General features: G+C 72.0%; 19 protein-coding genes. 6 read left to right on the top strand and 13 right to left on the bottom strand.

Annotated features, from left to right (window positions below; genetic code table 11):
- The first annotated feature begins 121 nt into the window (after positions 1 to 121).
- Complete coding sequence (locus tag AB0O15_RS34425) at positions 122 to 580, top strand: DUF1707 domain-containing protein (protein ID WP_364327506.1); 459 nt, start codon at positions 122 to 124, stop codon at positions 578 to 580.
- 133 nt (positions 581 to 713) lie between these two features.
- Here the strand turns inward: AB0O15_RS34425 and AB0O15_RS34430 are convergent, their stop codons facing one another.
- From AB0O15_RS34430 to AB0O15_RS34445, 4 genes are all read right to left on the bottom strand, one after another.
- Positions 714 to 1,511, bottom strand: coding sequence for an inositol monophosphatase (locus AB0O15_RS34430; RefSeq protein ID WP_364327509.1), 798 nt, complete (start codon positions 1,509 to 1,511; stop codon positions 714 to 716).
- Positions 1,512 to 1,928: 417 nt separating this feature from the next.
- Positions 1,929 to 2,387, bottom strand: a complete 459-nt coding sequence (locus AB0O15_RS34435; protein ID WP_364327512.1) for a hypothetical protein — start codon at positions 2,385 to 2,387, stop codon at positions 1,929 to 1,931.
- Complete coding sequence (locus AB0O15_RS34440; RefSeq protein ID WP_364327515.1) at positions 2,387 to 2,977, bottom strand: sigma-70 family RNA polymerase sigma factor; 591 nt, start codon at positions 2,975 to 2,977, stop codon at positions 2,387 to 2,389. Before AB0O15_RS34440 ends, AB0O15_RS34435 begins: the two co-directional genes overlap by 1 nt.
- A gap of 103 nt (positions 2,978 to 3,080) precedes the next feature.
- Positions 3,081 to 4,514, bottom strand: coding sequence for a S8/S53 family peptidase (locus AB0O15_RS34445; protein ID WP_364327518.1), 1,434 nt, complete (start codon positions 4,512 to 4,514; stop codon positions 3,081 to 3,083).
- A 144-nt stretch (positions 4,515 to 4,658) separates the two neighbouring features.
- On the opposite strand from AB0O15_RS34445, the gene AB0O15_RS34450 reads away from it, so the two are divergent.
- A complete protein-coding gene (locus tag AB0O15_RS34450) occupies positions 4,659 to 7,208 on the top strand; it encodes a CHAT domain-containing protein (RefSeq protein ID WP_364327521.1) in 2,550 nt (849 codons plus the stop codon).
- A gap of 52 nt (positions 7,209 to 7,260) precedes the next feature.
- Positions 7,261 to 7,950 carry an adenylate/guanylate cyclase domain-containing protein gene (locus AB0O15_RS34455; RefSeq protein ID WP_364327523.1) on the top strand — a complete coding sequence of 230 codons (690 nt, stop codon included), beginning with the start codon at positions 7,261 to 7,263 and terminating at the stop codon, positions 7,948 to 7,950.
- Here the strand turns inward: AB0O15_RS34455 and AB0O15_RS34460 are convergent.
- The gene (locus AB0O15_RS34460; protein ID WP_364327526.1) at positions 7,849 to 10,605 is read right to left on the bottom strand and encodes a DEAD/DEAH box helicase; all 2,757 of its coding nucleotides are present in this window, start codon (positions 10,603 to 10,605) and stop codon (positions 7,849 to 7,851) included. The genes AB0O15_RS34455 and AB0O15_RS34460 overlap by 102 nt on opposite strands.
- Before the next feature lie 87 nt (positions 10,606 to 10,692).
- Here AB0O15_RS34460 and AB0O15_RS34465 point away from each other — a divergent pair, with 87 nt between their 5' ends.
- Complete coding sequence (locus AB0O15_RS34465) at positions 10,693 to 11,403, top strand: HAD-IA family hydrolase (protein WP_364327529.1); 711 nt, start codon at positions 10,693 to 10,695, stop codon at positions 11,401 to 11,403.
- A 113-nt stretch (positions 11,404 to 11,516) separates the two neighbouring features.
- Here AB0O15_RS34465 and AB0O15_RS34470 read toward each other — a convergent pair whose 3' ends face one another.
- The 6 genes from AB0O15_RS34470 to AB0O15_RS34495 all read right to left on the bottom strand — a co-directional run bounded on the left by AB0O15_RS34470 (position 11,517) and on the right by AB0O15_RS34495 (position 16,091).
- Positions 11,517 to 12,416 carry a YegS/Rv2252/BmrU family lipid kinase gene (locus AB0O15_RS34470; protein ID WP_364327532.1) on the bottom strand — a complete coding sequence of 300 codons (900 nt, stop codon included), beginning with the start codon at positions 12,414 to 12,416 and terminating at the stop codon, positions 11,517 to 11,519.
- 18 nt (positions 12,417 to 12,434) lie between these two features.
- A complete protein-coding gene (gene tatC, locus AB0O15_RS34475) occupies positions 12,435 to 13,382 on the bottom strand; it encodes a twin-arginine translocase subunit TatC (protein WP_364327535.1) in 948 nt (315 codons plus the stop codon).
- A 6-nt stretch (positions 13,383 to 13,388) separates the two neighbouring features.
- Complete coding sequence (gene tatA, locus AB0O15_RS34480) at positions 13,389 to 13,691, bottom strand: Sec-independent protein translocase subunit TatA (RefSeq protein ID WP_364327538.1); 303 nt, start codon at positions 13,689 to 13,691, stop codon at positions 13,389 to 13,391.
- Positions 13,692 to 13,832: 141 nt separating this feature from the next.
- Positions 13,833 to 14,108: a hypothetical protein gene (locus AB0O15_RS34485; RefSeq protein WP_364327833.1), complete on the bottom strand. Its 276-nt coding sequence runs from the start codon at positions 14,106 to 14,108 to the stop codon at positions 13,833 to 13,835.
- 16 nt (positions 14,109 to 14,124) lie between these two features.
- Positions 14,125 to 15,105, bottom strand: coding sequence for a YafY family protein (locus AB0O15_RS34490; protein ID WP_364327835.1), 981 nt, complete (start codon positions 15,103 to 15,105; stop codon positions 14,125 to 14,127).
- The gene (locus AB0O15_RS34495) at positions 15,105 to 16,091 is read right to left on the bottom strand and encodes a WYL domain-containing protein (RefSeq protein WP_364327541.1); all 987 of its coding nucleotides are present in this window, start codon (positions 16,089 to 16,091) and stop codon (positions 15,105 to 15,107) included. Before AB0O15_RS34495 ends, AB0O15_RS34490 begins: the two co-directional genes overlap by 1 nt.
- A 95-nt stretch (positions 16,092 to 16,186) precedes the next feature.
- Between AB0O15_RS34495 and AB0O15_RS34500 the strand changes: the two genes are divergently transcribed.
- Positions 16,187 to 17,164, top strand: a complete 978-nt coding sequence (locus AB0O15_RS34500) for a cation diffusion facilitator family transporter (RefSeq protein WP_364327837.1) — start codon at positions 16,187 to 16,189, stop codon at positions 17,162 to 17,164.
- An 11-nt stretch (positions 17,165 to 17,175) separates the two neighbouring features.
- Positions 17,176 to 18,240: a DUF3866 family protein gene (locus AB0O15_RS34505; protein WP_364327544.1), complete on the top strand. Its 1,065-nt coding sequence runs from the start codon at positions 17,176 to 17,178 to the stop codon at positions 18,238 to 18,240.
- 660 nt (positions 18,241 to 18,900) lie between these two features.
- On the opposite strand, the gene AB0O15_RS34510 is transcribed toward AB0O15_RS34505, so the two are convergent.
- A complete protein-coding gene (locus tag AB0O15_RS34510; RefSeq protein ID WP_364327547.1) occupies positions 18,901 to 20,196 on the bottom strand; it encodes an MFS transporter in 1,296 nt (431 codons plus the stop codon).
- A 95-nt stretch (positions 20,197 to 20,291) separates the two neighbouring features.
- Positions 20,292 to 20,492, bottom strand: a complete 201-nt coding sequence (locus AB0O15_RS34515) for a hypothetical protein (protein ID WP_364327855.1) — start codon at positions 20,490 to 20,492, stop codon at positions 20,292 to 20,294.
- Positions 20,493 to 20,497 lie beyond the last annotated feature (5 nt).

The following is a 20,497-nucleotide window of genomic DNA, read 5'->3' on the forward strand; positions in this document are numbered from 1 at the left end:
CCTGCCGGCACCTGGCGCCTAGTTACCAACTAGTCGGTAACTGACGAGTGCGCCGCGCCCGTCAGGGTGACCTTCGCCCATCTCGCCACGGCAGGCCTCCCGCGGCGATACCTTCGCGCCGATGAGGGACGAACGGGTGGCCGGCGCGGAACGCCTCGAAGTGCTCGACCTGCTCAACCGCGCCCTCGACGCCGGCGACGTGGCGCTGAGCGACTACGACCGCCGGGTCGCGGCGGTCGGCTCGGCCACGTACACGTCGGAGCTGGTGGCCCAGCTCATCGACCTCCCACCGGAGTACGCCTGGCTCCCCCTTATCGCCGTGGCCCCGCCCGCGCGACGCCCCGTGGCCGGCGCCGACCGCGGTGCCCTGATCCTCGGCATCCTGAGCCTGCCCACCTCGTTCTGCGTCTTCGGCGGCGTCCTCGGCATCATCGCGATCTTCCTGAGCCGCCGGGGCGCCCGCACCCGAGGCTTCTCCCCCGCCCTGCTCGGCCGCGTCTTCGGAATCATCGGCGTGGCCCTGTCGATCGCCGCCCTGATCAGCCTGATCTTCGTCCTCAACAAGCCGACGTCACCCTGAGCCCGTCAGCCTTCCTCACCACGGCCCACCTCACCGCGGCTCATCTCGCCCGGGCCCACCTCATCGCGGCCCGGCCACCTCCACCGCAGCCGAGCCCCCGCCATCACGGCCCGCGGCCTTCTGAAATCGCGGTTCACGCCAGGTGGGTGGCGGCCTCGGCGGCCAGCTCAGGGTTCCGCGCGAAGATCGACAGACCACGGCCGGGCCGGGTGTCCCCCGCCCGCGTCCGGTAGTAGCCGCCGGCCTCCCGCACGATCAGCGAGGTCGCCGCGAAGTCCCAGATGTACCCGCTGCTCTGCACCGCCACATCCAGATCACCCCGGGCCACGAGCAGCGGCGGGTGCAGCCGCCACGGCCGCCCCGGAATCGCCGCCACATCCACCTCGGCGACCGACGGCAGCGGCACGACGCTGAGCCGAACATCCGGAGCCGCCGGCTCGGCCGCGCCCACGCTCACGCTGATCTCTGGAGCGGCCGCCCCCACCGCGAGCCGCCGGGCCGACCCGAGGTCATCGAGCGGCGCCTCCCAGGCGCCACCGTCACGTTCGGCCCAGAACACCCGCCGCTGGGCCGGAATCACCGCGACCCCGGCGACGATCTCGCCCTCGTCCTCCAGCGCGACCAGCACCAGCCAGCGATCGTCCCCGGCGACGAACAGCGCCGTCCCGTCGATCGGATCGACGATCCACCGCCGCCCAGCGTCCCCCGACTGCCCGCCCTCTTCACCGAGCACGGCGTCATCGGGCCGCTCCGCCGACAGCACCGTCCGGATCTCCGCCTCAACGGCCCGATCCGCCTCGGTGACCACGGTCCCGTCGGGCTTCATCTCCTGCCGCAGCCGGGCCAGATCGGCGAACCAGCGCATCCCGACCGCGGCGCCGGCCAGAGCCGCCCGCCGCGCAACCTGAAGATCGTCACCCACAATGTTCATCAGACCACGGCCCGCTACCCCGGGCACGCAACCACACCTTCGGCCACCCAACGTTCACCATTTGCCACGGCTCGAAGGGGGTGGCCTGACACAGTGGATGCCCCGGTTGCAAGCGAGGTACCGCTGACGCGTCTCCTACTCGTAGGACGACGACGCCGCGCTGCGGGGTTGCCGCGGCTGACCTGGACGACGCCGATCTCGCGCTCGCCCGGACGATCTACGAGTACGTCGTGCGCGACCGGTCTCCGCCCGGGGACGACGCCCTCGCCTACGTCGAAGATCGACGGACGACGGACGACGGACGACGGACGACGGACGGTCCCGGTCGGCCACACCTCCCGCTCCGGGACGACGACGGCGCTCACCTGAGGGTGAGCGCGTACAGGGTCGAATGTCATGTCCAGCGCCGCGGGCAGGTCAGGCGGTGATCCACTCCGTGGCGACCCGCCGCCCGGACACGTCGCACTCGATCCGCACCGGACCGGTTCGGGCCGACGGGAACGAGAAGCACCCGACCTCGTCGGCGGTGGTCTCGGCAACCGGGCCGCTGGCGTCGAGCAGCCACACCCGGCCCGGCTCGGGCGGGATCAGCTGCCCCTCGATGCCCTCGTCGCTGATCTCGATCTCGACCCGGATCTCGCCGAGGGAGAAGACCAGGCTGCGCGGGGCGCCCGAGATCGGGCCGCGGACCGCGGCGAGACCGTCCACCCGGGAGTCGTAGGTCAGCGCGGCCAGCGCCTTGTCCAGGTCGGTCACGTGGTAGGCGAAGACCAGCCGACCGGCCGCCATGATCTGCTGCTCGAGCGGCTCCGGGCGTACCGCGTCGGCGATGTCGCGCATCAGCTCGTCGTCGTCGCTCCAGTTACGCCAGGGCATCACGGACACCTTCCCATCTGTGCGGATCGATCCGCCTCGAGATATGCCCGCACGGCGTCTGTATCACGCAGCTTTTCGAGCACTCGGCTGCGGGTCGGCCCGATGCTGCCGATCGGGATGCCGAGGATCCGGCTGATCTCCGCGTATGAGTAGGGCGGGTCGGCGGACAGCATCAGCAGCAGCTCACGTTGTTGAGGGGCCAGTTCGCCGAGGCCGTCGAGCAGCACCTGCCGGCGCTCCACCGCCAGCAGCATCTCGTCGACCTCCGGCGCGGCGGACCGGTCCTCCCGCATGGTCATCGGGTCCACGGCCACGCTCCGGCCGTTGACCCGCAGGTATCGCTCGCACTCGTGGCGCGTCGTGGTGGCCAGCCAGCCCGGCAGGGCGGCCGGTTCCCGGATCTGTCCCAGGTGTTCGACCAGGCGCAGCCAGACCAGCTGGCTGACGTCCTGGGTGTCGGCCGCGGAGAGCCGGTAGTGCCGGATGACGTACGCGACCAGTCCGGCGAACCTCCGTACCAGCTCGTTCCACGCGTCCTCATCGTGATCGATGCTCGCTTTGACCAGCTCGGACAGGTCCCAGTCGTGCATGTCCGATGTGTCTGATGCCATGTCGTCCCCGCTCTGCCGCGACGTGGACCGGACGGCCCCCCAGCCGTCCGGTCCATCACTTGGTCCGGAGCCGTGCACGGGATCAACCGAGCCCCTGCAGGATCCGCATCGCCTTGCCGTACCCGGCGATCGCCTTGCCGAAGTCGTCCAGCCTGTCGACGGCCGCGCGTGGCTCCAGGCCCTCTTCCTGGCAGATCCGCGCGACCGCGCCGGCGATCTGGGGCGCCGCGAACGACGTCCCGCTCCAGAATGCCCACGCGTCGGCCCCGAAGGAGTCGGGCGAAGGGTCGAAAACCGGCGACTCGACGCCGCTCACGTAGGTGGAGCGGATGCCTTCGGCCACCGCCGAGAAACGTACCTTGTCGCCGTAGGACGACCACGGCGCCGGCGTGAGATACGCGGTCAGCCCGGCCACCGACTCGACACCGTCCAGGTCGGCCGGCCACACCTTGGCCTGGTCGCCGTGGTTGCCGGCGGCCGCGATCAGCACCGTCCGGCCCCCGGACTCGTCGAGCACCCTGCGGACGGCGGCCTCGGTGGCCGGAGGTGGCAGGTCGTCGACGGTGCGTACGCCGAGCGACAGGTTGATCACCTGGGCACCGTCCTCATGGGCCTGCAGGATCGCCTCGGCGATGTCGTAGTCGGTGGCGAAGCCGTCGGTGTCGGCCGCGCGGTACATGCTCAGCTCGACCCCGGGCGCCACCCGCGCGATGATGCCGGCCACGAAGGTGCCGTGCCCGGCCTGGTAGTCGAGCAGCCCGTCCGGCCCGGCGGGCAGGACGTCGAGCTCGTCGATGTTGTCGTCGCGCCGCTCGACCGCGTTGAGCCAGCCGTCGTCGCGCGTCGCCCGCGGAATGCCGGTGTCGATCACCGCGACCTTGATCGGAGCGTGACCGGACCCGCGGGGCAGAGTCGCGGGCCCGGCCACGCTGTCCGGGGCCGGCGGCGCGGCCAGTTCGGGGCCGCCGGTCAGGGTGCCCAGGCCGGCCGTCGCCGGGTCGGGCGTCGGCTCGGGCGGCGGGGGCGTGGGCTCGGGACCGCCGACGCCTTTGCCCACCGCGGCCATCGTGGCCAGGTAGTTGGGGAAGGCGGCGAGCTTGGCCGCCTCGCTGGCGGAGACCACGGCGTCGAGGTCGGTGGGCGCGGCGGCGGGTCGCCGCACCAGCACATTCCGGGTACGCCCGGAGCCGTCCCGCGCGGACTCGTAGTCGCCGAACAGCGATTTCGCCTCGTCGGCGGCCCACGTCTCGGACGGCAGCACCACCTCGCCGCGGGCCCGCAGGCTGACCGTGCCGTCGCGGCGGCCCCGGAACTCGAGCTGGGGCCGGGCCTGGTCGCCGCAGCGCCGGCCGATCAGGATGCCGAGCAGGCGCTGGTCGTTCGCGGCGGTGCCGGCGCCGAGCTGGCCGGTCTGCTGCGCCAGCGTCGCCCTGAGCCGGGCGGCGTCGGCCGGCCCGTAGGATTCGGGATAGTCCCCCTCAAACGCGTAGCCCAGGCGGTCTTGCTCGAATCTCATGGCGTGTCCCCGGTCATTCGCACGGCGGAAGTTGGTCTTTTGGCAGAAGTAGAGACGCCAGTCGACCTCGTGATACACGCCAGGCGTGTCCACGAGGGAATAATTTCGGATCCCCGCCGCTACGGCCCGGTCGCAGCCGATCTCGTGCGGCGGGCGCGGCGGTCCGGTCCGCCCGCGGCACTGGCCCTCGCACTGCGCGCCCAGGCCTGGGGACACCGCGCGCTGTTCGCCGCGGCCGAGGCGAAACGCCTGCTCGACGAGGCCGCGACGGTGGCCCGGCGACACCGGCTCGACCACGTCCTGGCCGAGGTCCTGATGACTCGGTCGGTGGTCAATCAGGAGCTGGGCAACATGGCCGGCGCCTCCCGTGACCTTGATCACGCCAGGCCGATCGTGGCCGCGGACCAGGCGATCGAGCTGGCCTTCCAGCGCGCGGTGCTGGACCAGAACCTCGGCCGGCTGGGCCCGGCGGCCGAGGCGTACCGAAGCCTGCTGGCCGACGACGGGCTGTCGGCGCGGCTGCGCGTGGTGGCCGGCAACAACCTAGCCATGATCGAGTCGCAGCACGGCCGGCACGCCGACGCGCTGCGGTTGCTGGCCGACGCCGGCCGGGCCGCCCCGGGTGTCGGGCCGGCCCACGTGGCGATGGTGAGCGAGACGCAGGCCTGGGTGACCGTGCACGCCGGTCGGCTGGGCGAGGGCATCCGGCTCTTCGACGAGGCCGCTCGCGCGCACGAGGCCGCCGGGCTGCCGCTGGGCGAACACTACGTGGAGTACGCGGACGCGCTCATCGACCTGCGCCTGATCCCCGAGGCGGCCGGCGCCGCGCAGGCCGCCGCCGCCGAGTTCGAGCAGCACGGCGTGCCGCTGATGGGCTCCGAGGCCGAGCTGCGGGTGGCTCAGCTGGCCCTGCTGGCGGGCGACCCGGAACGCGCCGAGGAGGCGGCCACGGCGGCCGCGCGCAGCTTCGACCGGCAGGGCCGGCGGGCGTGGAAGGCCCGGGCGGCGCTGGTCCGGGTGGAGGCACGGTTGCAGGCGGGCACGGCCGGCGGCGGCGACCTGCGCGAGGCCCGGCGGATCTGCCGGACCCTGGAGGAGCAGGAGACCTGGGCGTACGCGGTGGACGCGTACGTGATCGCCGGCCGGCTGGCCGCCCGCCTGGGCCGTCGCACCGACGCGGTCGGCCTCTGGGAGCGGGCCGCCGAGCTGGGCCGCAAGAGCCCGGTGCTGGTCCGGATGCGCGGGAGCGTGGCCGGGGCGAACGCCGCCGCGATCCGGGCCGACGACGCGGGCGTCCTCGCGTACTGCCGTAGGGGTCTTTCCGATCTGGCCCGGCACCGGACCGCCCTGGCCTCCGTCGAGCTGCGCGTGCTGGCCTCGGGACACGGCGCCGAGCTGGGGCAGCTCGGTCTCGAGGTGATGGTCCGGGGCGGATCGGCGCCGCGCGCGCTGGACTGGATGGAGCGCACCCGGGCGGCCGCGCTGCTGGCGGTCGAGCCCCCGGACGGCGCCGACGGTGACGACCTGGACGAGCTGCGCGGCCTGCACGCCGAGCTGGAGAGCCTGACCACCGAGGGCGACCGGCAGCTGGCGCCGCCGGAGCCGCTGGTCGCCAAGCAGAAGACCATCGAGGACCGGATCCGCCGGGCGAGCTGGCGGCGCCGGGCCGGCGACCAGGCGGTGACCAGCCCGATCCGACCGGCCCGGCTGCGGTCCGAGCTGGGCGGCCGGGTGCTGGTCGAGTACGCGAACCTCAAGGGCGATCTGGTCGCGGTGGTGGTCGAGCCGCGCAACAGCCGGCTGGTCCGGCTCGGCCCGGTGGCGGCGGTGCTGAGCCAGGTCCGCACGCTGTTCTTCGCCCTGCGCCGGATGACCCAGGAGCTGCCCGAGTCGTCGCTGGCCGCGGCCCGGCTCAGCGCCGACTCCCGGGTGGCCCGGCTGCGCCGGATGCTGCTGGCCCCGCTCGGCCTGCCGCCGGACGCCGAACTGGTCGTGGTCCCGGTCGGTCAGTTGCACGGCATCCCGTGGTCGGCGCTGTGGGACCAGCCTCTGTCGCTGGCCCCGTCGGCCGGCGTGTGGGCTCGAACGGCCGCCGCCGCGGACCGGATGTCCCGGCGGGCCGGCCGGAACGGCGGACCGGGCCCGACGGTGCTGGTCGAGGGGCCGAGCCTGCCCGGCGCGACGACCGAGGTGCTGCGGCTGCGCGAGCTGTACCCGGCGGCGACCGCGCTGAGCCCGCCGCAGAGCACGTCCGGCGAGGTGCTGCGCCTGCTCGACGGCGCGGCCCTGGTGCACCTGGCCTGCCACGGCTGGCTGCGCGCGGACAACCCGCATTTCTCCTCGCTGGTGCTCAGCGACGGCCCGCTGACCGTGCGGGAGCTGCACACCAGCGGGGTGGCACCGCACCGGCTGGTGCTCGCCTCCTGCCAGTCCGGCGCCGATGTCGCGTACGCCGGGGACGAGGTCGTGGGTTTCATCAGCTCGCTGCTGGCCCGGGGCACCGCGGGCGTGGTGGCCAGCGTCGCCGCGGTGCCCGACGTGGCCGCGGTCGACCTGATGTACACCCTCCACGAGCACCTCGCCGGCGGGCAGACGCTGGCCCGGGCCCTGCACGCCGCGCGCTCCGATCTGGACCGAACGGAGGCGGCCAACTACGTCAACTGGTGCACCTTCAGCGCCTACGGAGCGGCTTGATCACCGTCCGAAGTCGATGTATCAAGGCCGACAGTCAGGTCTCTGACTCTGCGTGGATGTCGGACTGGAGCACGACAAGCACAACGGTTCTGGGCACCGGCGGCAGGCCGCCGTGCTCTTCGCAGATCTGACCGGCTTCACCGCGCTGGTCGAGACGGTCGAACCCGAGATCGTCTATCAGGTGGTGCGACCGCTCATGGATGACCTGGTGGCGATCGCGGAACGGCACGGCGGTGAGATCCAGCAGGTGCTGGGTGACGGGTTCATGTGTGTCTTCGGCCTGCGGGAGACGGCCGGCGACGAGGCCGACCGGGCGGTACGAGCGGGGCTGGCACTGGTTGCCGCCGGTGGCAGCCGCGCCGTTCGTCCGTCGGTGCACGCGGGGGTCGAGTGGGGCGAGGTCTTCGTGACCCCGTCCTGGCCGCCCGCGGGGTACGGCGTGTGGGGACGCGCCGTCAACCTCGCGCAGCGGTTGTGCAGCCTGGCCGGTCCGGGCGAGTTGCAGATCGGGCCGGGGGCGTACGCGGTGGCGGGTCGCGTCAACGGGGGGGTCCCGACCGGGCCGGCCCTCCTCAAAGGGATCCGGCAGCCGGTGCTGAGTCACCGGGTGCCGGCCCGCGGCGGGCGGGCCGGCGGGCCGTTACAAGCTCGTCTGATAGGCCAGCACGCCCCGGTTGACCGCGGTGATCGCCTTGCGGGCGGTGTCGCGGACGCCGGGCGAGGCGGAGGACGCGTCGCGTAGCTGGGTGAGCAGGTCGAGGACCTGTCTCGCCCAGCGTACGAAGTCACCGGCGGGCATCTCCGAGTCGTAACTGGTGGAGCCGCTGGACAGCACCCGGGCCAGCGGCTCGCCCTTGGCCCAGCGATAGATCGGCCAGACGAAGCCGGTGTCGGGCTCACGGGTCAGCGACAGACCGTGCTCGGCCTCGTCGGACTCGATCTCACCCCACAGCTTGGCGCACGCCTCGACCGCGGCCATCGTCGCTCCCTTGGGGACCGAGACGCGCTCGTCGCTCTCCCGGCGCGACTCGTAGAGCACCATGGACACGGCGCCGGCGAGTTCCTCGGGGGTCAGGTCCTCCCAGACGCCGCGGCGCAGGCACTCGGCCACGAGCAGGTCGGCCTCGGTCCAGATCCGGCCGAGCATCCGGCCCGCCTCGGTCACCTCGCCGTCGGCGGTGAGGTAGCCGCGGGCGGCGAGGATGGCGCAGACCCGGTCGAACGTACGCGCCAGCGAGCCGGTGCGGCCGGCCACCTTGGAGCGCAGCGCGTCGGTGTCGCGGTCGAGCCGGTGCCGCCGCTCGGCGACCCGCGCGTGGTCTTCGCGATCGGAGCAGGCGTGGCAGGGATGTTGCCGCATCTGCACCTTGAGCAGCGCGATCTCGGCGTCCTCGGCCGCGCCCGCCTGGGGGTTGTTGCGTTTGCGCCGCGCGTCGCCGTGGCGTTCGAGGCCGGTGGTGGCGATCAGCGCGGCCAGGTCACGTCGCGCGCCCGGCGACCGCGGGTTGAAGTGTCGTGGCACCCGGATCCGGTCGAGCACCTCGACCTCGCCGTTGAACTCGCCGCCGCTCACCCGCCCGGCCCACCGGTCCTGGGTGACGACCAGCGGCCGGGGCTCGCTGAACCCGCCCGCGCCCGGGTCGACCACCACGGCCAGCCCGGCCCGGCGCCCTTGCGGCACCCGGATCACGTCGCCGATGCGCAGCTTCTGCAGCGAGGCCGCCACGGCCGCCCGGCGCTGGGCGGTGCCCTGCCGGGCCAGCGCTTTCTCCCGGTCGGCGATCGCCACGCGCAGCGCGAAGTACTCCTCGAAGTCGCCGTGGTGGCAGGTCATGTCCCGGTCGTACGACTGGATCGTCTCGGCGTTGCGCTGCACCTGCCGGGCCAGCCCGACCACCGACCGGTCGGCCTGGAACTGCGCGAAGGACGACTCCAGCAGCTCACGTGACTTGTCGGCGCCGACCGACCCGACCAGGTTGACGGCCATGTTGTACGACGGGCGGAACGACGACCGCAGCGGGTAGGTGCGGGTGGACGCCAGCCCGGCGACGTGCCGTGGATCGACATCGGGGTTCCACAGCACCACCGCGTGGCCCTCGACGTCGATGCCACGCCGCCCGGCCCGGCCGGTGAGCTGGGTGTATTCCCCCGGCGTGAGGTCGACGTGGGCCTCGCCGTTGAACTTGACCAGCCGTTCCAGCACCACGCACCGGGCCGGCATGTTGATGCCCAGGGCCAGCGTCTCGGTGGCGAACACCGCCTTGACCAGGCCGCGGACGAAGCACTCCTCGACCGCCTCCTTGAAGGCCGGCAGCATGCCCGCGTGGTGGGCCGCGACGCCGCGTTCGAGGCCGTCGAGCCACTCCCAGTAGCCCAGAACGGTCAGGTCTTCGCCCGGGATGCTCGCCACCTTGGCCTGGGCGATCCGGCGGATCTCGGCCCGCTCGTCGGCGCCGGTCAGCCGCAGGCCCGCGCTCAGGCACTGTTGCACCGCAGCGTCGCAGCCGGCGCGGCTGAAGATGAAGACGATGGCGGGCAGCAGCCCCGATCGGTCGAGCCGGTCGATCACCTCGGCCCGTGGCGGCGGCGTCCAGCGCCGGCCGCGCCCACGCGGACCGGCGGCGCGGTCGGTCAGCTCGAGCCGCCGCTGCATCTCGCGCGAGTAGCGCAGCAGTTCGGGGTGCACGTCGTGCTTGCGGGCGGCGTCGGCGTCGTGGAACAGGTCGAACATCCGCTTGCCGACCAGCACGTGCTGCCACAGCGGGACCGGCCGGTGCTCACTGACGATGACCCTCGTCTCGCCGCGCACGGTGACCAGCCAGTCGGCGAACTCCTCGTAGTTGCTGACCGTCGCGGACAGCGAGACCAGGGTCACCGAGCCGGGCAGGTGGATGATGACCTCTTCCCAGACCGCGCCCCGGAACCGGTCGGCGAGGTAGTGCACCTCGTCCATCACCACGTAGGCCAGCCCGTTGAGGCTGGCCGAGCCCGAATAGAGCATGTTGCGCAGCACCTCGGTGGTCATCACCACCACGGGCGCGTCCCCGTTGATCGCGTTGTCGCCGGTCAGCAGGCCGACCCGCTCGGCGCCGTAGCGCTGCACCAGGTCGTGGTACTTCTGGTTGGACAGCGCCTTGATCGGGGTGGTGTAGAAGCACTTTCGGCCGCCGCCGTTCAGCGCCAGATGCACCGCGAACTCGCCCACGACCGTCTTGCCGGCGCCGGTCGGCGCGCACACCAGCACGCCGCTGCCCTTCTCCAGGGCCTCACACGCCTCGCGCTGAAAATCGTCCAGGTCGAACCCGACGTCCTGCATGAAGTCGTCCAGCGCGGGAAACTCGGCGACCCGGGCCGCCCGCCGTCTCGACTCCGCGTAACGCTCCGCGGGACTCGTCATGGCTCAACAGTAGGCCGTATGTGTGACAGCTTGCGATCCCGATGGTTGCCTGCGGGAGTGTCGTGGGCAGTCGGTATGGTTCGAGGCGTGCCGGAAACTGAGCATCGTCCCGTTGATGCCGTGCTCTTCGACTTCCACGGCACGCTCGCCCAGGTCGAAGACCCGGTCGCCTGGGTGGTCGCGGCGGCCGCGTCGTGCGGCGCCGCGCTCGACCGGGGCCGGGCCACCGTTCTCGCCGACCGCCTGGTCACCGCGGGCCGCGCCGGCGGTCCCCTGCCCCACCGCGTGCCACCCCATCTGGCCGAATACTGGGCCGACCGCGACCTGTACGAACACAGTCACCGCGCCGCCTACACCGGCCTGGCGTCGACCGTCCAGACCGACGTCGAGGGTCTCGCCGACGCCCTGTACGACCGCCTGCTCGGCCCCGACGGCTGGCTGCCCTATCCGGACACCGAGCCGACGCTGCGCACCCTGCACGACGCCGGCATCCGGGTCGGCGTGGTCAGCAACATCGGTTTCGACATCCGCCCCCATTTCGCCGCCTGGGGCCTCGACGCGCTGGTCGACGCGTTCGCGCTGTCCTACGAGGTGGGCCGCTGCAAGCCCGACCCGGCCATCTTCCTGCGCGCGTGCGGCATGCTCGGCGCTGATCCGGAGCGGACCCTGATGGTCGGCGACACCCCGGCCGACGCCGGCGCCGTCAAGGCCGGCTGCGCCGCCCTGGTCCTCCCGGCCGCCGAGCCCGGCCACACCAACGGCCTCGGCGCGAGCCTGGCCCTGGCCCGCTGTGCTTGATGGCTCCGCTTCGCTCCGCGGGCGATCGGCCCCTTGATGCCGTTGAGATGGCCCGATCGCGGGACGGGGTCCCACCGCCACCACGGTCGGGGACGGACAACCGCCTACTTGAACTACTTCAACAGGCGGACGGCCCCGGGAACGCAGGTGATGGTCACCGGCAACGGGCCAGTTCGCTCGCCGTCGGCGTACCCGACGATGTCGTCCGCGTGGATCCGCACCTCGCGCGCGCGATAGGTGGTGACCAGCGGGTCGGTCACGTGGGTGCCCTTGATCAGGCGCGGGCGCAGCGTGGCCAGCTTGAACCGGCTCATCGGCGCGGCGACCACCACGTCGAGCAGCCCGTCGGTGGGGTCGGCGCCGGGCAGGATGCGCATGCCGCCGCCGTAGCTCTCGCACACCCCGATCGCGACCAGCACGCCCTCGAAGCCGCGGTCGACGCCGTCCAGCTCCAGCGCGTACACCCGGGGCCGCAGCCGCGCCATCTCCAGCACCATCGCGATGTCGTAGCGCCGCGGCCCGCGTGGCCAGCGCAACCGGTTGGCGCGCTCGTTGACGATCGCGTCGAAGCCCGCCGCCAGCACCGCGCCGAACCACCGCACCTCGCCGTCGGTGCCTTCGATCCGGCCCAGATCAATGCGGTGGTGACGCTTCTCGGTCAGTGCGGCCGCGATCGCCTCGGCCGCCTTCAACGGCGCGAGGGGTACGCCCGTGCCGGCCGCGAAGTCGTTGCCGGTGCCGGCGGGGACCACGCCGAACGGCACGTCCCGCCCGGCCACGGCCTGCAACGCCTGATGCACCGTCCCGTCGCCGCCGACCGCGACCAGCGCGGCCACGCCCTCGGCCACGGCCCGATGGCAGGCCTTCTCGGCCTCCTCGGCCGTGGTCGCGTCGACCAGCTGAACCACCAGGCCGCTGGTCCCCAGCCGCTCGACGACCTGGGGAAGCAAGCCGCGGTGCCGGCCGCGCCCCGCAGAGGGGTTGGCCAGCACCGCGATCGTGTTGTGTGTCACAGGCAGAGAGGTTACCGGTCAGGTCATGTCGTCGAAACGGCGCTCCAGAGGCAGTGGCTTGGCCACCGGCTCCGGAGACTCGACGGAGGCCGGCCCGTCCACCCGATCGGCCGCGCCGACCGGCGTGCGATCGTCTTCCAGCGGCGACGTCTCGTCGTCGTCCAGCCCGGCGTAGATCTCCTTGTCGCGGCCCCTGCGCCGGTCGTTGATGAACGCCACCCCGGTCGCCGCCAGATAGAGCGCGACCATGCACAGCGCCAGCAGCGTCATGCCGAACGGGCCCGGGTCGGGCGTGGCGATCGCCGAGAAGCCGAAGGACAGGAACACCACGACCCGCCACCAGCTCAGCAGCCGGCGCGCGCTGACCACACCGGTGAAGTTGAGCATCAGCAGGATCAGCGGGAACTCGAACGCCGCCCCGAAGATCAGGATCATGCTGGTCACGAAGCCGATGTAGGCCCCGACCTCGAGCTGGGTGGTGTCGCCGATGACACCGGCCTCCATGATGAACGGGAGGCTGTGCGAGATGACGAAGTAGGCCAGCACGGCGCCGCCGATGAACAGCGGTGCGGCGATCGCCACGAAGACGTAGGCCCACTTGCGCTCGTGCTTGTGCAGGCCGGGGGCGATGAACGCCCACAGCTGGTAGAGCCAGACCGGGGCGCCGACGATGAGACCGACCCACAGCGCGATCTTCAGCCGGAGGACCAGACCGTCGGTGGCGCCGAGCACGACGAACCGGCACTTGCCGTCGATCCACGAGCTTTCCAGGCCGCAGTACGGCCCCTCGAGGATGTGGAACACCCACTGCGACACGATGAAGCCGACGATCAGGCCGACGACGATGCCGATGGAGGCGAAGAACAGGCGGTTACGCAGCTCCCGGACGTGCTCGATGAGCGTCATGGAGCCGTCGGAGGCCTGCTCGAACTTGGTCGGCCCCTGACGGCGCAGGGAGATCGCCACGACCGATCAGCGGTCGTTGGTGCGCTGCTGCACCGGGTCGACGTACGGCTGCTGCTGCGCCTGAGCCGGACCCTGGCCGTTGCGGCGCGGGTCGTGGATCTCAGTGGGCTGCAGCGGCTCGCGGGCGTGTTGTGGCTCCGCCTTCTCAGCGGTGTCGTTGTTGTCGTCCACCAGGCCCTTGGTCTCGGCCTTGATGATCCGCAGCGACCGGCCCAGCGAGCGCGCGGCGTCCGGCAGCCGCTTCGCGCCGAACAGCAGCACGAGGACGACGACGAAGACAATGATGTGCCATGGCTTGAGGGCGCCCATGGATAACTCCAGTCGGTCGGATCATGTCAGGGGTGTGCCGGGGTCCATCGTACGTGTGGTTTCGGCGATGTAACCGGTCGCGGTAGCTGTGTATTGGCCGGGTGCGGATGAAGTTCCTGACAACTCGGCCTTAACCGCACGTCAGGGACGTTCTACCCAGGCGTGTTTGCCGGTCGGTTCGCCATGGCCGGCCTTGATCAGGGCCAGCCGTTCCTGCATCGTGTCGGTCCGTTGCTGCATCCCGAGCAGAGTTTCCTGCAGCTGCTCGGCGTTGGCCTGCAGTTTCATCGCCTCGGCCTGGCGGCGCTGGAGGCGCTCACCGGCCCGGCGCAGGTTGCCCAGCTTGCCGAGCAGCGGCACGGCCACCACGGCCAGGATGATGAGGCCGAGGACGCCGGCCCCGATCAGGATCCACATCGTCACGGCCGTAAGACTACTTGCCTGGTGACGCGTACTGGTCGAGGGCCGTCGTCGCCTGCGCGCGGATCCGCTCGACCAGCTCGGCCGGGCCGGTCACGGTCACCTCGGGCCCGACGCTGCTGAGCAGCCGCTGCGCCCAGCCCAGGTCGGTCACCCGCATCGTGACCACCCACTCGTCGCCGTCCTCGCGGACCGACTCGACCGGGTAGTACTCGGTGATCCACCGCCCGCCGCGGCCGACCCGCATGGTCATCAGCGGCAACTCCGGCCCCGGGTGGAACACGCCGTCGCTGACGTCGGCCGGGGTCGCCTCGGCCGGCGGGCGGGCCGGCTCGTCCAGCTCGGTCCAGGCGTCGATCCGGTCGATCCGGAACATCCGGGTCGCCTCGGCCCGCCGGCACCACGCCTCGAGGTAGGCCTTGCCGCCGACCATCAGCATGCGCATCGGGTCGACCGTGCGCTCGGTCGTCTCGTCCCGGGCCGCGGTGTAGTAGGTCAAATGCAGAGCGTGGCGCCGGTCGACCGCCGCCCGGATCCGGTCGAGCCGTTCCGCGTCGGCCGGCAGGCGTACGGACACGGGCGCGCCGGCCAGGTCACCGGCAGCGTTCTCGATCTTGGCCAGGGCGCGCTCGATCACGTCGCGGTTACCCGTACCCGGCGTCTCGGCCAGCATCCGCAACGCGACGACCAGCGCGAGCGCCTCGTCCTGGGTGAGGCGCAGCGGCCGGTCGATCCCCGCGTCGTGGGTGATCGTCACCCGGTCGCCGTCCAGCACCATGTCGATCAGGTCGCCCGGGCCGTAGCCGGGCAGCCCGCACACCCAGAGCAGCTCCAGGTCGGAGCGCAACTGCGGCTCGGTGATCCCCAGCTCGTCGGCCGCGTCGGCCATCGCGATCCCCGGCCGGGCCATCAGGTACGGCACCAGGCTCAACAATCGGCCCAGCCGGTCGCCGGACGCCCGGGGCGGGGTCGTGCCGCGCTGCTGCGGTGGCATCACGCGGGCACCACGTGCTCGTGTCGCGCGACGATCTCCTTGAGCTGCTGGATGACCGCCTCGCGCAGCTCCGGCGGGCCGTCCGCGCGCACATCGGCGCCGTAGCCGACCAGCTGCGCGGCCAGCCGCTCCGGGTCGGAGTAGGGGATCGTCAGCACGTCGCCGTCCGGCCCGGGACTGGTCGCGACCGCCCAGCGCCGCAGGCCCGCCGCCCGCCCCGGCCGCACCGTCACGGTCGCCCGCCCGTTGTGGGCCACCGGCCCGGACCAGCGGGACACGTGCTGGATGAGGTCTTCGTTCTCGGGCGGGGTGTACGCGTCGGGGCGCCCGGTGAGGCGCACGTTGCCGACGATGCGGGAGAGCCGGAAGCTGCGGGAGGCCTTGCGGTCCCGGTCGTACCCCACCACGTACCACCGCCCCTGCCAGCACACCACGCCCCACGGCTCCACCCGCCGGGTGGCCGGCTCGTCCCGCTCGGGCACGCGGTACGAGAACGTCACCGCCCGCCGCTCGCGCGCCGCCGTGGTCAGCGGCCCGAACGCCGGGTCGACCGTCACCACCGGCTCCACGCCCAGGGTGGCCTGCGGGTCGACCTCGACACCGGCGGCCCGCAGCTTGGCCAGACCGGACGACGCGGCCGCGGCCAGGCCGGCGTGTTGCCACAGCCGGGCGGCGATGCCCACGGCGGCGGCCTCGTCCGGTTCCAGCAGGATGTCCGGCAGCGCGTACTCCCGGTGGGCGATCCGATAGCCGATCTCGTCGTCGAACGCGTTCGGCCGCGCCATCTCGAGCGGAACGCCCAGCTCACGCAGCTCGGCCTTGTCGCGCTCGAACTTGCGCTGGAACGCCTCGTGGTCCTTGGGATCGTCCGCGTCGTGCTCGTAGCCGGGGACGGTCGCGGCGATCTGCGCGGCGGTCAGGAACCGTCGCGTGGACAGCAGGCAGATCACCAGGTTCACCAGGCGCTCGGTGCGGGTCCGCGACACGAGAAGACGCTAGCAGCCCCGAGGCGGCGCGGTTATCCGGCGACGCGCCTGGGCATGCTGATCAGGTGCCAGAAAGCAACACGACGCCGGTCGGCCTGGCCGGCGCGGCCGCACCCGTCGAGGAACAACAGAGCGAGAGCGTCGGCACGGTCGTCGTCGCCGGGCTCGCGAACCTGGTCATCGCCGTCGCCAAGCTGGTCGCCGGCATGGTCTCGGGCTCGGCGGCCATGCTGTCCGAGGCGGCCCACTCGCTGGCCGACACGGTCACCGAGGTCTTCCTCTACGTCGCGCTGAGGCGCGGCGGCAAGCCCGCCGACGAGCGACACCCGTTCGGGTACGGCAAGGAAAGCTTCGTCTGGGCCTTCATCGCCGCCCTGTTCACCTTCATCGGCGGCGCCGGCTTCTCGATCTACCACGGCGTCACCACGATCATCTCCGGCGAGCACAGCGGGCACTATCTGATCTCGTACATCGTGCTCGCGGTGTCCTTCATCGCCGAGGGCACGAGCTTCCTGAAGGCGCGCCGCCAGGTCCGCAACGAGTCGGAACGCTGGCAGACGACACCGTCCCGGTTCCTCCGGCTCACCCCGGACACCACGGTCAAGGCGGTCTACTTCGAGGACTCGGCCGCGCTGATCGGCCTGGTGCTGGCCGCCGTCGGCATCGGCCTGGCCCAGCTCACCGGCACCGAACTGTGGGACGGCGTCGCCTCGATCGCCATCGGCCTGCTGCTCCTGCTGGTCGCCGGCACGCTGGCCCGCAGCAACGTGTCACTGCTGGTCGGGCGGGCGGTGCCGCGGCGCATGCACCAGCAGATCGCCGACGACCTGGCCGCCATCCCCGTCGTCACGGCCGTGCCGACCCTGCTCACCATGCAGCTCGGGCCCGGCGACATCCTGGTCGCGGCCAAGGTCGACTTCGACGACAACGTCAGCGGCGCCGAGATCGAGGCCGCCTCCGACGACGCCGAACAACGCCTCCGCCACCGCTACCCCGGCATCCGGTACGTCTTCCTCGACCCGACGCGCGGAGCGGCCGGACGCAACCATCGCGAGGGCGGCACCGACCTATAAAGTCCCGGTTCATGGTGCGCTGGCGGTCCGGAACGGTCCTTTCCCTCCGCCGGGCGTGGCACGGCGCCGTCGAACTGGACGTCGACGTGGACGGCGCCACGGTTCGCGCCCTGGCGTACCCAGAACTGGTCGGAAAGCCTGTGACCGGCGACCGGGTGCTGCTCAATGTGGGCGCGCTGGTGATGGGCCTGGGCACAGGCGGGTACGCGATGGTCGTCGCCATCCCCGACCGCCTGCCCGCCGACCCGGTCTCGGCCGGCACCACCCGCGACGCCGGCCACCTGGTCAAGGCCCGCTACACGCCATTGCAGCCGATCCTGCTCGGCGTCGACGAGGAGGCCTCACCCCACCGAGGGCTGATGGAGTCGGCCGACTCCCTGGACGGCCTGCCCGTCGTCACGGCCGACCTGCATTCCGCGCTACCGGCGATCCTGGCCGCCATCCACGCCGACCGTCCCGCCGCCCGCGTCGCCTACGTGATGCTCGACGGCGGCGCCCTGCCCGCCTGGTTCTCCCGAACCCTGGACGGCCTGGCGTCTTCCCTGGCCGGCACGATCACCACCGGCCAGTCCTTCGGCGGCACCCTCGAGGCGAGCACCGTGCACACCGGCCTGCTGGCCGCCCGCCACGTCCTGCGAGCCGACGTGGCCATCGTCACCCAGGGCCCCGGCAACCTGGGCACCGGCACCCCCTGGGGCTTCTCCGGCGTGGCGGTCGGCGAGGCCATCAACGCCGCAGCCACCCTCGGCGGCCACCCCATCGGCTCCCTGCGCATCTCCTCGGGCGACGGCCGCGCCCGCCACCAGGGCATCTCCCACCATTCCCTGACCGCCTACGGCCGGGTGGCCCTGGCCCCCGCCGACATCGTGACCCCGGCCGACCTGCCCGCATCCCTCTCGACCGGCCTGTCCTCCCTGACCCGCCACCACATCGTCCCCGTCCCCACGGACGGCCTGGAGCAGGCGCTGCTCGCCTCCCCCGTGCCGTTGTCGACGATGGGCCGCCCGTACCCGGAAGACCCTTGGTATTTCCTGGCCGCCGCAGCCGCGGGCCGACACGCGGCCAGCCTCATCTGACCCGCGCCAGAACCAGAACGTCAGCGCGCCGGGTGAGCGATCCGTCACGACGTCGGCCACCGCCAGTGACAGCCCCTCCCCACCTTCGGCCCGCCTCCACTGCCGCCAAACGAACTCCAGCCCGGCCGCCTCGGAACAGTTCCGCGGCACCGTAGTGCCCTCGGGGATCCGCGGGTCCTCAGCCGCCGCCCGCACGCAATCAACGTCGTTCTCCCGCCACCGACGCAGCCGCACAACCTCGTCAGCAAGGTCCGGCTCGGGATAGATCAGCACCACAATCCGACGCTACGCCGAGTCACGCCTGTGGATAACGCCCCCGATTCGTCACACCCATCCGCTACATTCCTGCCCACCCAGAGGGGTGGGGGCGGCGGCGGTGCGCGCACTCCGATTTAAAGATCAACACCGTCGTTTCCCCAGGCCAGCGCGCTTCCGGCTGGCCCCGCTCGTCCTGCCCGCTCAGAGGCACGGGGTGCCACGCGGCCCCGAAATGCGCTCTCCACCAAGACGCCGCCACGGTTTCCACGTCCGCTCTTGAGAAGCTCGGCCGCGCACGCAGAATGAAGGGCGCGCGGCTCTGTTCTGGCCGCCCGCGGCCTTGGAGTCGCGCGCCCGCCCCCGGCGGGAGCGACGGTCAGCACCACCCACCCAGCGACGACATCACGCACTTGATCCTGAAGTTGACCCGGCGGCTTCCGTGCGGGGCAGCAGGAACACCAGCGCCAGCAACCCGGCCACGCAGCAGCCGACGATGTACCAGCTGATGCCGACACTCGATCCCGTCTCCTGGAGGATCTTCGTGGCGATCAGCGGCGCCGGCCCGCCCGCGATCACCGACGCCAGCTGATAGCCCAGCCCGGCGCCCGAGTACCGCAGGTTCGCCCCGAACCGTTCGGCGATCAGCGCCGCCTGCGGCCCGTACTGCATGTCGTGGAAGATCAGCGAGATCACGATCGCGAGCAGGATCAGGCCGGACGACTTGGTGTCGAGCAGCCCGAAGTACGGGAAGGCGAAGGCGCCGGTCAGCACGATGCCGACGCCGTAGACGCGTCTTCGGCCGAAGCGGTCGGAGAGGTGGCCGAAGAGCGGGACGCTGATGACGCCGATGGTGGCGGCGATCAGGATGTCGTCGAGCAGGCCGTCGCGGTTCAGGCCCAACTGCTTGGTTCCGTACGTCAGGACGAAGCTGGTGAACAGGTAGAACGGCGCCTGTTCGCCGAGCCGGACCAGGGCCGAGCCGAGGATGGTGCGCCACTCGGTGCGGATCACCTCGACCAGCGGGCGGCGGGCCACCGCGCCGGTGTCGACGACGGCGGTGAACTCGGGGCTCTCCATCACCCGCAACCGCACGTACAGGCCGATGCCGATCAGCACCACGCTGAGCAGGAACGGGATCCGCCAGCCCCAGCTGTCGAAGGACGGGCCGGTCCAGTCGCTGGTCAGCCGGACCACGCCGGTCGAGGTGACCAGTCCGAGCGGCACACCGACCTGCGGCCAGCTGGCGAAGAACCCGCGCCGGCCGGGTGTGCCCCATTCCATCGACAGCAGCACCGAGCCGCCCCATTCGCCGCCCACGCCGATGCCCTGCCCGATGCGCAGCAGGACGAGCAGGACGGGCGCGGCGTACCCGATGGACCCGTACGTCGGCAGCACGCCGATCAGCGTCGTCGTGACACCCATCAGCAGCAGCGTGGCGATGAGGGTGGCCTTGCGGCCGATCCGGTCGCCGTAGTGCCCGAAGATCGCCGCGCCGACCGGCCGCGCCACGAACCCCACGAACTGCGTGCCGAAGGACAGCAGGATGCCGGTGAAGGGGGCGTGGTTGGGGAAGAACAGTGCCGGAAAGATCAGCGACGCGGCCGTGTTGTACAGGAAGAAGTCGTACCACTCGATGGTGGTCCCGACGGTGCTGGCGACAACTGCGCGGCGGCGGTGCGCCGGGACGACGGTAGCCATGCCTCAATATCGGCCAACATCAATACCAAGGCAAGCGATTCGGGGGTACGGTGCGGATCACGCATGTGGATCTTCGGCTTGGTCCCGGGCGGCCGTCAGGATGTGATGATCAGGTAGAGCCAGCCGGCCACGATGACGCCCAGGACGGCGGCCAGGACCCAGGTGGGGACCTTGTGGCCGCCGGCGCGGTTCCGCTTGATCTCGTCGCGGAGCCGTGCGCGCCGGCGTTCCACCCGGCCCCACATCACGTCTTCGATGGTGCGTTCCGGCTTGGCCGCCTTCTTCTGCTCGGACAACGCCA

This window comes from Actinoplanes sp. NPDC089786, from assembly GCF_040684855.1.
In the GTDB taxonomy this organism is placed as follows: Bacteria; Actinomycetota; Actinomycetes; order Mycobacteriales; family Micromonosporaceae; genus Actinoplanes.

Coding starts and splice junctions, on each gene's coding strand:
- AB0O15_RS34490 (WP_364327835.1), bottom strand. CDS start 15,105: ATGCCACCGCAGCAGCGCGGCACGACCCCGCCCCGGGCGTCCGGCGAC.
- tatA (WP_364327538.1), bottom strand. CDS start 13,691: ATGGGCGCCCTCAAGCCATGGCACATCATTGTCTTCGTCGTCGTCCTC.
- AB0O15_RS34510 (WP_364327547.1), bottom strand. CDS start 20,196: ATGGCTACCGTCGTCCCGGCGCACCGCCGCCGCGCAGTTGTCGCCAGC.
- AB0O15_RS34505 (WP_364327544.1), top strand. CDS start 17,176: ATGGTGCGCTGGCGGTCCGGAACGGTCCTTTCCCTCCGCCGGGCGTGG.
- AB0O15_RS34460 (WP_364327526.1), bottom strand. CDS start 10,605: ATGACGAGTCCCGCGGAGCGTTACGCGGAGTCGAGACGGCGGGCGGCC.
- AB0O15_RS34425 (WP_364327506.1), top strand. CDS start 122: ATGAGGGACGAACGGGTGGCCGGCGCGGAACGCCTCGAAGTGCTCGAC.
- AB0O15_RS34485 (WP_364327833.1), bottom strand. CDS start 14,108: ATGTGGATCCTGATCGGGGCCGGCGTCCTCGGCCTCATCATCCTGGCC.
- AB0O15_RS34430 (WP_364327509.1), bottom strand. CDS start 1,511: ATGAACATTGTGGGTGACGATCTTCAGGTTGCGCGGCGGGCGGCTCTG.
- AB0O15_RS34445 (WP_364327518.1), bottom strand. CDS start 4,514: ATGAGATTCGAGCAAGACCGCCTGGGCTACGCGTTTGAGGGGGACTAT.
- AB0O15_RS34435 (WP_364327512.1), bottom strand. CDS start 2,387: ATGCCCTGGCGTAACTGGAGCGACGACGACGAGCTGATGCGCGACATC.
- AB0O15_RS34440 (WP_364327515.1), bottom strand. CDS start 2,977: ATGCACGACTGGGACCTGTCCGAGCTGGTCAAAGCGAGCATCGATCAC.